Source organism: Maledivibacter halophilus (assembly GCF_900167445.1).
Classification (GTDB): Bacteria; Bacillota; Clostridia; order Peptostreptococcales; family Caminicellaceae; genus Maledivibacter; species Maledivibacter halophilus.
Genome location: NZ_FUZT01000002.1, coordinates 55,914 through 68,192 on the forward strand (window position 1 = coordinate 55,914; position 12,279 = coordinate 68,192).

9 protein-coding genes and 1 riboswitch are annotated in these 12,279 nt (G+C 31.7%); of the genes, 6 read left to right on the top strand and 3 right to left on the bottom strand.

Translation table 11 applies throughout. From position 1 onward, the window contains the following. Positions 1-4: 4 nt before the first annotated feature. A complete protein-coding gene (locus B5X81_RS04290; protein ID WP_079489666.1) occupies positions 5-1,333 on the top strand; it encodes a family 4 glycosyl hydrolase in 1,329 nt (442 codons plus the stop codon). An 11-nt stretch (positions 1,334-1,344) separates the two neighbouring features. Then, entirely contained in the window at positions 1,345-2,538 is a 1,194-nt protein-coding gene (gene nagA, locus B5X81_RS04295; RefSeq protein ID WP_079490162.1) for an N-acetylglucosamine-6-phosphate deacetylase, read from the top strand. Positions 2,539-2,577: 39 nt separating this feature from the next. Here nagA and B5X81_RS04300 read toward each other — a convergent pair whose 3' ends face one another. The 3 genes from B5X81_RS04300 to B5X81_RS04310 form a co-directional block, all read right to left on the bottom strand. Further along, positions 2,578-3,285, bottom strand: a complete 708-nt coding sequence (locus B5X81_RS04300) for an OmpA/MotB family protein (RefSeq protein ID WP_079489667.1) — start codon at positions 3,283-3,285, stop codon at positions 2,578-2,580. After that, the gene (locus B5X81_RS04305) at positions 3,269-4,087 is read right to left on the bottom strand and encodes a motility protein A (protein ID WP_079489669.1); all 819 of its coding nucleotides are present in this window, start codon (positions 4,085-4,087) and stop codon (positions 3,269-3,271) included. The genes B5X81_RS04300 and B5X81_RS04305 overlap by 17 nt, the downstream gene beginning before the upstream one ends. Positions 4,088-4,389: 302 nt before the next feature. Then, positions 4,390-5,616, bottom strand: a complete 1,227-nt coding sequence (locus B5X81_RS04310; RefSeq protein WP_330397333.1) for an aminopeptidase — start codon at positions 5,614-5,616, stop codon at positions 4,390-4,392. A gap of 296 nt (positions 5,617-5,912) precedes the next feature. Between B5X81_RS04310 and B5X81_RS04315 the strand changes: the two genes are divergently transcribed. The 4 genes from B5X81_RS04315 (at position 5,913) to pflA (ending at position 12,163) form a co-directional block, all read left to right on the top strand. After that, a complete protein-coding gene (locus B5X81_RS04315) occupies positions 5,913-7,319 on the top strand; it encodes a [Fe-Fe] hydrogenase large subunit C-terminal domain-containing protein (protein WP_139380246.1) in 1,407 nt (468 codons plus the stop codon). A gap of 238 nt (positions 7,320-7,557) precedes the next feature. After that, on the top strand, positions 7,558-8,913 hold the full coding sequence (locus tag B5X81_RS04320) for an MATE family efflux transporter (RefSeq protein WP_079489670.1): 1,356 nt from the start codon (positions 7,558-7,560) through the stop codon (positions 8,911-8,913). Positions 8,914-9,042: 129 nt separating this feature from the next. Continuing rightward, positions 9,043-9,123: riboswitch (ZMP/ZTP riboswitch) on the top strand. 65 nt (positions 9,124-9,188) lie between these two features. Next, entirely contained in the window at positions 9,189-11,417 is a 2,229-nt protein-coding gene (pflB, locus tag B5X81_RS04325; protein WP_079489672.1) for a formate C-acetyltransferase, read from the top strand. A gap of 11 nt (positions 11,418-11,428) precedes the next feature. Beyond that, positions 11,429-12,163: a pyruvate formate-lyase-activating protein gene (gene pflA, locus B5X81_RS04330; protein WP_244282002.1), complete on the top strand. Its 735-nt coding sequence runs from the start codon at positions 11,429-11,431 to the stop codon at positions 12,161-12,163. Positions 12,164-12,279 lie beyond the last annotated feature (116 nt).

Below are 12,279 nucleotides of genomic sequence, written 5' to 3' on the forward strand. Positions count from 1 at the left end.
TATCATGAAAAGAGAAAAACAAATAGTCACAATAGTTGGAGCTGGAAGTACAAGGACTCCTGCTTTAATTGGAAGCTTAGTCAATTATAAGGATAGATTTCCATTAAAAAAATTAGTTCTATTTGACATAGATAAATCCCGCATAGATGCTCAAAAAGACTATATTAGATTAGTAATGGAAAAACATTGTCCAGATGTAGAGCTTTTTTTTACAGATGATGAAGATAAAGCTTATATAGATACAGATTATGTATTTTGTCAAATGCGTGCAGGAAATTTTGAAATGAGAAATTATGATGAAAAAATTCCCCTTAAATATGGGCTAGTTGGTCAGGAAACCTGTGGACCAGGGGGGTTCGCCTATGGAATGAGATCAATACAGCCTATGATAGATATGGTTAAGAAAATAAGAGAATATTCAAAGGATGCTTGGATATTAAATTATACTAATCCAGCTGCTATAGTTGCAGTGGCTCTAGATAAAGTATTCCCCAATGATAAAAAAATACTGAATATCTGTGATCAACCCTATTCAATGATCAAATCCTTTGCAAAAATATTAGAGGTAGATATGTATGATATTGAACCTAGATATTTTGGACTAAATCACTTTGGATGGTTTACAAAGCTATATCAATCTTCTACTGGAGAAGATTTAATTCCAAAATTAAAGGATTATTTAACTAATCATGAATTTAAGCCCTATAATGCCGAACAAAGAGATCCATCTTGGCTGGAAACCTATAAAAATGTAAATAAAATGATGAAGCATTTTCCTAGGTATCTACCTAACACATATTTACAATATTACTTTTTCCCCGATGAAATAGCCAAAAAAAGTAATCCGGAATATACAAGGGCTGATGAAGCAAAGGCAGGCAGAGAAAAAGAAGTATTAGATATTTGCAGACAAGCTAGGGAGCAAAATTCTTTGGAAGGATTACCTCTGCTTATGGGTCAAGTTCATGGAAATATGATGGTGGAAGTAGCAGAATCCATTGCATATGATCTTAAAAAAGTATTTGTAATTATGGCAAGAAATGAAGATATTATTCCAAACCTTCCTAAGGATGCAATGGTTGAATGTGCCGGAGCCCTTACTGAAAATGGAGCAGAGCCCTATCCTTATGGTGAAGTAGAAACCTTCTATAAAGGGCTTTTAGAAAATCAATATGCCTATGAAAAATTAACTGTAGAAGCATGCTTAGAGTCAAACTATGAGAAAGCTATTCAAGCTTTGACTCTTAACCGTACTATAGTCAACCCTAATAAAGCAAAGAGTGTTTTAGATGATTTAATGGAAGTTAATAGCGAATATTGGATTTTAAAATAAGGGGTGATACTATGTATCTGCATTCTAAGAATATTTATACTCCTCAGGGATTTCAAATGGGTTACTTAAAAATAGAGAATGGAAAAATAGAAGGGATTTTTGATGAGGCTCCTATAGGGGATGTGATTGACTATGAAGATAAAATTATTATACCTGGATTTATAGATATTCACATTCACGGATGGGCAACAGGATCTTTTGCCCATGAAGGAACTGTGGAGTCTGTTCAAAATATGTCTAAGGAACTGGTTAAGGTCGGTGTTACTTCCTATCTTGCCACATCTGGAACTAATTCTATAGATGAAATTAATAGACATCTTTGTCAGGGGAGGATAGCTATCGATAATTGGAGTCCCGATAAAGGTGCCCATGTTGTAGGTTTTCACTTGGAAGGGCCCTTTATTAATAAAGAATTTAAAGGCATGCAGAAAGAAGAATACTGTATAAATCCTTCAATAGAAATATTAGAAAATTTTTTTGGTAAAGCTGGAAAAGAAAATATAAAATTAATAACAATAGCTCCAGAACTAGAAGGTGCAGAGGAATTTATTAAATATGCTAATAAGGAAGATATACAAATTTCTATAGGCCATAGTGCAGCAGAATTTGAAGATATTGAAAGGCTAAAGGATTATGGTTTAGGTGGTTTTACCCATACCTTTAGTGGTATGAGAGGTTTTCATCATAGGAGGTTAGGGGTGGCAGGTGCAGCATTATATTTTGATGATATGTATGCAGAATTTGCTAAACAAACTGGAATGACTGTTAAACCCCAAGCCTTTAAAATAGCCTATAAAATTAAAGGACCTGAAAAAATTATATTAACCACTGATTGTGTAGGTTTGGCCCATGTAAAAGAAACTTTTTATCATTATATAAGAAAATGTACTTTTATTCCCGATGGTGATTATGTTAAACTCCTCCATGATGATGGAAAAGAAGAGAGAATAAACAAAAACGATTATGAAAAGGTGAAGGATTTTGAGCTTGGATTTTTAGGTTCTGTTAAAAATGTAGTAAAAAATGTTCAAGCCTCAATTAGTGATATAGTGAAAATGGCTTCAGAAAATCCAGCAAAGTATATTGGCGTATATGATACTAAAGGCTCCATAGAACCTAATAAGGATGGAGATATTATTGTAATTGATGATGAGTGGAATTTGCTAGATGTTTATGTTCAGGGAGTAAAGCAGAATATCCAATAAATTGATGTGATTAAGAAAATGAAATAAGGATAATGAATATTAGTTCATTATCCTTATTTCTATCCTTCTATTTTTTGCTCTTCCTCCTACAGTATCATTAGAGGCTATTGGCTTTCTTTCTCCCCAGCCGCTGAAGGAGATTCTATTTTCATTAATTGATTTTTTGCTTATGAAAAACTTAACTACATTTATTGCCCTAGCAGATGAAAGCTCCCAGTTGGAGGGAAACTGTAATGTATTTATTGGAATATTATCTGTAAATCCTTCTACTACAAAGTCATTATCGATAAGCTTAAGCTTATTTGCAATTTTATCTAGAATAACATATCCTTTTTCAGTTATTTCGGCTTTACCACTGTCAAATAAAATACTGTTCTTAAATCTAATAACTAGTTCATTTTCTTTTTCACTAATAGATACATCTTCCAAAAGATCATTATTTCTCAAAAAAGAGATAAATTCTTCGTTAGAGGTATTTAAATCGGTATCTACATTTTTTATATTAAAAAGTTTTTCCGATAATGATTTTTTTTCTTCCTTAAGCTTTGTATTTTCACTGCTCAGTTTATCTACTTTATTCATTAGAGAATCTTTTACCGTAGAAAGGGAACTTATTTCTTCGGCAGAAAAAGTAAAGAATATTATAAAAAAACATAATATGATTGTGATCATATCGCTGTAGGTTATCATCCAATGACTGGAAACATCATCTTCATATTCTATATTATCATCATATTGTGATTTCATTTTCGCTGTAATCCCTCTCGCTAAAGTTTTTTGGATATTCAAATCTTAAATCATCTGGAAGCATAACATTCATTTTGTCAAAAACATTTCTTATGGAGTCATTTTTTGCAATCAAAATAGCACCTTCAGTGATTATACGATATTCCAATGTTTTTTTATCAATTAATTCCTTTATTCTACCCATTAAAGGAACAGCGATGAAATTAGCTATAAGGGCTCCGTAAAGTGTACTTACTAAAGCTGAGGACATATTGGCCATAATGAGCTTAGGATTGTCAATATGAGACAATAAACCTACCATTCCTAATAGAGTACCTATAAGTCCAAAAGAAGGAGCGACCTGAGATATCATTTTAAGGACATTATAGGCTTTAAATAATTTGTTGCGTCTTGATTCGATATCCTTTTCAAGAACATCCCTTATATTATCAGGTTTTTCATAATCGCATACAAGGCCCATTGCACTTTTTATAAAATCATTTTCATGGTCTAGTATTTCAGATTGTATTTTTAATGCGCCATCCTTTTTAACCTTTATAGCAAATTCATATAAAGTAAATATGGCACTTTCATGGTCAATTTCAGCGTTGAAGCTACTTTTTATAATATGTATAGTAAATATTATGGTTTCAAATGAATAACTGATTATTGTTGATAAAAGAACCCCAGCAACAATTAATTCCAGCGCTTTAAAATTAATAAAGCTTTTAAAGGATATAGTTCCAAATATAGAGTGACATATGATGATTAAAAGAAAAGTAATGACTCCTATTTTCAAGGTTTTATCTTTTGATTTGTACAAATTGCACCTCCATGTAAATAGTATTTAGAATTAAGCTTTTAGTTTATTTCACTATAATATTTTATCATAGATTAAAGCTAATACAACTTTTCATGGAGGCTTTTACTATCTAAAAAATGTATTTAGTAAATTAGTCTGAGTTTATAATGGATAAAAAAGTAAAGAAATTCTTAAACTGAGCAAATTGCATAATTACCTTCTGAAAAAATTAACTACTACATATTGTTTTAAAATCTTCGGAGTTATACTATATATATTATGCAATTTTGCCAAGTTAGAGTTATGCAATTTCCTCAAACCATTTAAAAAGCCCAATTACCATTTTTAAATATTTGTACCTTTTCTTCTGAGTTGGTTACACCAACTATATCCATTTCAGATGATCCTACCATAAAATCCACATGGATTAAGCTATCATTTATACCTATCCTTTTTTTATCTTCTTTAGTTAATTTAGGACCGTTTTCAACACATAATAAATATGCCGAACCAATTGCAAAGTGACAGGAGGCATTTTCATCATATAAAGTGTTATAGAATATGATGTCTGTGTTTGAGATTGGTGAGTTATGGGGAACTAATGCAATTTCACCTAAAAATTGAGAACCTTCATCGGTTTCTATTAAATTTTTAAGGGTTTCATAGCCCTCTTCAGCTTTAAAGTCTATGATTTTACCGTCTTTAAAAGTTAATTCAAAATTATTGATTAAATTACTTTTGTAATTAAGAGGCTTTGTACTTCTTAGTGTACCATTTACGCCGGTTTTTTTAGGTACAGTGAAGACCTCTTCAGTAGGAATATTAGGCAGAAAGTAATCACCGTCTATACTTGTTTGACCTCCACCTGCCCATATATGCCCTTTAGGCAGCTCTACTTCAAGGTTTGTACCGGGGGCTGTATAAATTAATTTTTCAAAGGATTTTTTATTCAAAAATTCTAGTTTTTGATTTAAATTATTAATATGAGTTTTCCAAGCCTTAATTGAATCCTTGATGTCTATCCTAGTTGCCTTAAAAATATTATCCCATAACTTATCAATTGCCTTTTCTGGAGATAGGTCTGGAAAAACTTTTTTTGCCCAGGATTCATTGGGATAAGCGACAATTGTCCAACAGGCTTTGCCTCCTAATACATATTCCTTATACTCTTTAGAAGCTTCTGAAGCTGCTTTATTTTGAAGAGCCAATCTATCTGGTTTAACATCCGATAATAGATCAGGGTTTGAAGATATTATATTTATAATAGCAGCTCCTTCTTTTATGTAATTCATTAAGCCGTCTATTCTCCATTTTGGAAAGTTTTTAATAACATCGTCTGGGGATTTTAATAATCTCTGATGGATTATTTCCTCATCATCATATTCAACTATAACGTCCTTGGCTCCTACTTCATAACATTTTTTAGTTATTTCCCTGGCTAAGTCAACTGCATTAATAGGAGCCCTTACTATAACAGTTTGATCTTTCTTCACACCTACACCAATCTTTACAGTTAAATCGGCATACTTGGTCAAATTTTCCTTATACATATTTATCAACCTTTCCATATAAAAAAATTTTTATATTACTATTCTAACATTGATTTGAATATATTTACAAAAATTTTGAAATGTTTTTAAAATATTTACTTTGATATTAACGTCATTTAATTGAGGTAGTATATCATATATAGAATTCACATAATAGGGATTAATTTATACATATCAAAATATCCAGTGTTTCTGAAGAGTTTTGATATGTATAAATTAACTGTTTTGCTGGAATATCTATAGTATAGTGAAATAAACTAAAAGGTTAGCTTATACATCTTAAATACAAAAAAATAATGAGAGGATGGTTCATTATAGAAACTAGATTCAAGGCTTTTCAAGAAAAGAGAATGAAGATTTTTTCTGAAGTTGTTAAAAAATATTGGAATAATCAACTAAATAACAGTGAAGATTTAAACAAATTAGCAGAAAATATTAGAGAAAAATATAATTTTCTAGAAAAGGATATGTCCTTTATCAAAGATCATATTAGAATAGCCATGGGTTTAGATCCTAGGGGTGAAGATGATTTTCAAGATGAAATAAATATTATTAAAAATTCTAAGGAAGTAAAAAAACCTATTATTGCCAAGATAGAAGGAGTATGTGAATATTGTGATGATGAGGACTGCAAATGTAAAGATGCCTGCAAGTATGAAGCCCATATATATAGGAGAAGTAAAGGGCCTATAATAGAGAACAATAAATGCTTAAATTGTGGAGAATGCGTTACAAAATGCGATTTTGGAGCTTTAGCCGATAAAATAGAATTTCTTCCACTAATTGACTTTTTAAAGGATGAAAAGGTGCCGGTATATGCAACGGTTGCACCATCTATAATAGGGCAGTTTGGTGAAGATGTAACCATGGGTCAAATAAGAACGGCCTTAAAGCTCTTAGGATTTAAAGATATGGTTGAAGTTGCTTTATTTGCCGATGTACTGACAATCAAAGAAGCCTTTGAATTTACTAAATTAGTTAAAAAAGAAGAAGATTTCTTTTTAACCAGCTGCTGTTGCCCTGTGTGGTTCAATTTAGTGAAGAAAAATTATCCTAAGCTTTTTCAGCACATGCCTCCATCGATTTCTCCAATGATAGCTTCCGGCAGATTTCTAAAAAAATTATATGATGATATAAAGGTAGTTTTCGTAAGTCCATGTATAGCAAAAAAAGCAGAAGCTAAGGAGGCAAATTTAAAGGGTGATATTGATTTTGTACTTACTTTTAGAGAACTAAGAGAAATATTTGATACTTTAAATATAAATTTGAAAGACCTTCCAAAGGATGAAAAGGATCAAGCTTCCTTTGGGGGAAGGGTTTATGCAAGAACTGGAGGAGTAAGTTTTTCTGTAAAAACAGTAGTGAATAGACTAGAGCCCAGAAGACTAATTAAGCTTAAAGCTAAAAAGGTAGATGGAGTAAAGAAATGCAAGCAAATTCTTGATGAATTGTCTTTAGGAAATATAAAGGAATATAATTTTGTAGAAGGTATGGGCTGTAATGGAGGCTGTGTAGGAGGACCAAGAACAAATATAAATTCTGAAAAGGCAGCAAAATTAGTTAATGAGTTTGGAGAAGATTCATTAATAATGACACCTTTTGATAATATAAATGTTATGAAAATTCTAAAACAATTTGGAATTGATAGAATCGAGGAGATAATAGAAGATAACGAAGTTTCAAGGCTGTTAAACAGAGAATAAAAATTAGAAGAATGTTAGAGTAAAAACTTCTTAACCCAGATTATTCATGGAAAGTTTGAAAGAACGCAGCAGAGTTTTAAATTTTCCATGAATAATCTGGGCCTAATTCTATTGAAAATTATATTTTCGTATGTTATACTTTATCTTGATAAAATTTCATAATAACAAAGTGACGAAATCCACTATAAAACTTTCCATTTTTTATAGTGGATTTTTTTTGATTCAAAGGAGGATATATATGAAAAATTCGTCTTTTTATAATACTTTATTAAAAATTGCTTTTCCAATAATGATTCAGTATTTTATAACCTCATCGATTAATTTAATGGACAGCTTTATGATAGGAAAGCTTGGAGAAGAATCTGTTGCAGCCCTGGGAATTGCGAATCAGTATTTTTTCCTGTTTAATATCATAGTTATGGGAATTTTTTCAGGCTGCAATGTATTGATATCTCAATTTTGGGGTAAAAAGGATATAGTTAATATAAGAAAAGTTTTAGGAATATCACTTGTTTTAGGACTTTCAGTAAGTATTATATTTACCTTTGCAGCTAGATTTTTCAGCGTAGAAATAATTAGTATATTCAATAAAGACAAAATGGTTATGAATTTAGGTAAAAGCTATCTTAGTGTTGTATCCATAAGCTATATTTTTATTGCAGTATCCCTAGCCTTTGGTATAGGCAGCAGGGGAGTTCAAAAAGCTTTTTTACCTATGATATGCAGTTCCTTTGCTCTTATTGTAAATATATTTTTCAATTATGTTCTAATATTCGGTAAGTTTAATATGCCGGCCATGGGAGTTAGGGGAGCAGCTGTTGCAACTTTGATTGCTAGAATATGTGAAATGACACTTATACTTATTTTAATATACAAGAGAAAACATGTTTTGAACGCTTCAGTTAAAGAAATGCTGGAATTTGACAGTGGATTTTTTAAAGATACCATGAAAGTTGCTGTACCTGTTGTTGTGAATGAAATTTGCTGGGGTTTAGGTATGGTAATTTATTCTGTTATATATGGTAATATGGGAACAAAGGCTATTGCTGCAGTTCAAATATGTATGACTATACAAAATATGTTTTTTATAATACTATTTGCAGTATCCAATGCTGCATGTGTTATGGTGGGAAATGAAGTTGGAAAGGATGATTTTGAAAAAGCTAAAGATTATTCTAAAAAGCTTATTAAAATATGCTCTATTTTGTCCTTGGTAATGGCTTTGGCTCTTTCTCTTTCTTCAAGGTCTATTTTGAGCATTTATAATGTTTCCCATGAAGTATATGATAATGCCCTATTCATGCTTTTAATAACAGCATTTATATTGCCTGTAAGATTTATGAATGTTCTTTTGATAGTAGGAATATTGAGGGGGGGAGGAGATACATCCTATATTTTAAAAATAGAGCTTGGGACTATGTGGCTTATAGGTGTTCCCCTATGTCTTATTGGAGCATTCTTTATGAAAATTCCTGTTTATCAAGTATATTTTCTAGTAACCCTTGAAGAAGTGGTTAAATGTTTAATATCTATAAAAAGGTATAAATCTCAAAAATGGATAAAAAACCTTGTAGGAAGTATTAATGCTGCTTAAACAACCTAACTAAAACATTGTTTTTTAGAATAATATATGCTTTATAACGAATTATATATTATATTATTGACAAAATGTTTGACAATTGGTATTATAATAATAAATTAAAATGATAATATATTCATTAAAAAGAAATCACATGACTGGCGGAAGTGGAATTAACCACATGGAGTGTGATTGGAAGATATGCCGACCGCCTGGGCAATAAGTCCAGGCGGTTTGTTATTTTTTGGAAACCCCTTGGGCTTTATAATCATAAGTCGAGGAGGTTATTTATGTTTAAGAGAGAATGGCAAGGATTTATTGATGGTAATTGGAGAAAGCAAATAAATGTAAGAAATTTTATCGTTAAGAATTATATACCCTATGAAGGTGACGAAAGCTTTTTGGAAGAAATATCAGATAGAACAGAGGGCATATGGAACAAATGTAATAAACTTATTTCCAAGGAAATTGAAAAAGGTGTATTAGATATTGATACAAAAAATGTTTCTGGGATTAATAGCTTTAATCCAGGATATATAGATAAAGAAAATGAAGTTATACTTGGACTTCAGACCGATGAGCCATTAAAAAGAATGATAAATCCCTTTGGTGGAATAAGAATGGCAGAATCAGCACTTAAGGCATATGGCTATGAATTAGATGAAAAAATGGAAGAGATATTTAAAGAGTATCGTAAGACCCATAATCAAGGTGTATTCGATGTATATACAAAGGAAATGAAAAAGGCTAGGAGTGCAGGATTATTAACTGGACTTCCAGATGCCTATGGAAGAGGAAGAATAATTGGAGATTACAGAAGAATACCTTTATATGGAATAGATTTATTAATAGAAGAGAAAAAGAAGGATTTTAAGAATTTAAAAGGTTCTATGGATGAAGAATTGATTAGAAAAAGAGAGGAAGTTACCCAGCAAATAAGGGCCCTTGAAGAAATAAAGGAAATGGCCAGTTCCTATGGATTTGACATATCAAGACCTGCTGAGAATGCAAGGGAAGCTGTTCAGTTTTTGTATTTTGGATATTTGGCTGGAATAAAGGAAAATAACGGTGCAGCCATGTCCCTTGGAAGAACAAGTACTTTCATTGATGTATATATAGAAAGAGATTTAAGTAGAGGAATATTAACAGAAAAAGAGGCCCAGGAAATTATTGATCAATTTGTTATAAAGCTTAGGATGGCAAGGCATTTGAGAACTCCAGAATATAATGAATTATTTGCTGGAGACCCAAACTGGATTACAGAAGCTATAGGAGGAATGACCATAGGAGGAAAAACTCTTGTAACTAAGACATCATTCAGGTTTTTGCATACTTTAACTAATCTGGGACCGGCTCCAGAACCCAATATGACTGTTTTATGGTCAGAAAAGCTTCCAGAGAATTTTAAAAGGTATTGTTCTAAAATGTCAATAGAAAGCGATGCTATTCAATATGAAAATGACGATATTATGAGACCTGTTTATGGAGATGATTACGGAATAGCTTGCTGTGTTTCAGCAATGAAAATAGGAAATCAGATGCAGTTTTTTGGTGCTAGGTGTAATCTTGCAAAGGCTCTACTTTATGCTATAAATGGTGGTATAGATGAAAAAAAGGGAACATTAGTAGTGCCTGGAATTGAAAAAATTGAGGATGGAAAATTATCCTATGAAAGAGTAAGGAAAAATTACTATAAAGTCCTAGAATATATAGCAGAGCTTTATGTAAATACCATGAATATAATCCATTATATGCATGATAAATATGCCTATGAAGCAGGACAGATGGCTCTTCATGATACTAATGTCGATAGAATAATGGCTTTTGGAGTTGCAGGACTTTCGGTGGCCTGTGATTCCTTAAGTGCAATTAAATATTCTAAGGTTAAGCCCATAAGAGAAAATGGTATAGCAGTAGATTTTCATATAGAAGGTGATTTTCCTAAATATGGAAATGATGATGATGAAGCCGATGATATAGCTGTTGAGTTAGTAACCAAGTTCATAAATGAACTAAGAAAACATAAGACATATAGAAATGCCAGACATACTCTATCAGTACTAACAATTACTTCTAATGTAGTCTATGGAAAGAAGACGGGCTCGACGCCCGATGGAAGAAAAGCAGGAGAGGCTTTTGCACCTGGTGCCAATCCTATGCATGGTAGAGATGAAAGTGGAGCATTGGCTGCACTAAATTCTGTTGCAAAGATACCCTATCGCTCAGTTTGTGAAGATGGCATTTCAAATACTTTTTCTATTGTTCCAGAGGCATTAGGAAAAGATGATGAAACTAGAGTAACTAATCTTGTTTCTATTCTAGATGGTTATTTCCAGCAGGGAGCCCATCATTTAAATGTTAATGTTTTGAATAGAGAAATTTTAATCGATGCCATGGATCATCCTGAAAATCATCCAACATTGACCATAAGGGTTTCAGGATATGCTGTTAACTTTAACAGACTTACTAGGGAACAACAGCTGGAGGTTATAAAAAGAACCTTTCATGAGTCGGTATAAGGTTGACGGGGATGAGTAATAAAAGAGGAGTTGATATTATGCTAGGCAGGATTCACTCTATTGAAACTATGGGACTTATGGATGGACCCGGTATAAGATTTGTTACTTTTTTTCAGGGTTGTAAACTAAGATGCGGATATTGCCATAATCCAGATACATGGAACTTAAATGAAGGTAAAGAAGTTAGTGCAAAAGAACTCTTGCAAAAAGCTCTAAAATTTAAGACCTATTTCCAAAAATCAGAGGGAGGAATTACATGCTCTGGAGGAGAACCTCTCCTCCAACCAGAATTTTTGATGGAATTTCTAGCACTTTGTAAAAAAAATGGACTGCATACAGCAATAGATACAGCAGGATTTGGAAAAGGCCAGTATGAAGAAATATTAAAATATACTGACTTAGTTATTTTAGATATTAAACATGTGGATAAAAGGGGATATAAAGAATTAACAGGAGGAAACATTGAGGCATTTTGGGATTTTGTTAATATATTAAAGAGTACAGACACTAGAATATGGATAAGACATGTAGTTGTACCAGGAATTACAGATGGTGAAAAGCATATTCAAAAACTTAAAAATATAATAAAACAGTTTGAAAATGTAGATAAAATTGAGCTCCTGCCATATCATACACTGGGAGTACAAAAATACAAAGAAATGAATATTCCCTATAGATTAAGTGGAGTAAATCCAATGTGTAAGGAAAAAGTTAAAAAGATGGAAGAGAAATTATTGTCTGCTTAAGTATACAATATTAAAAAACCCTAATGTATTTCAAATACAAAAAATTTTATTTGCCAGCATAGCAGGTTAAATTAAATCAAGTTTTTAAAATATCTTCTGCCAAATTGAGGTAGAAG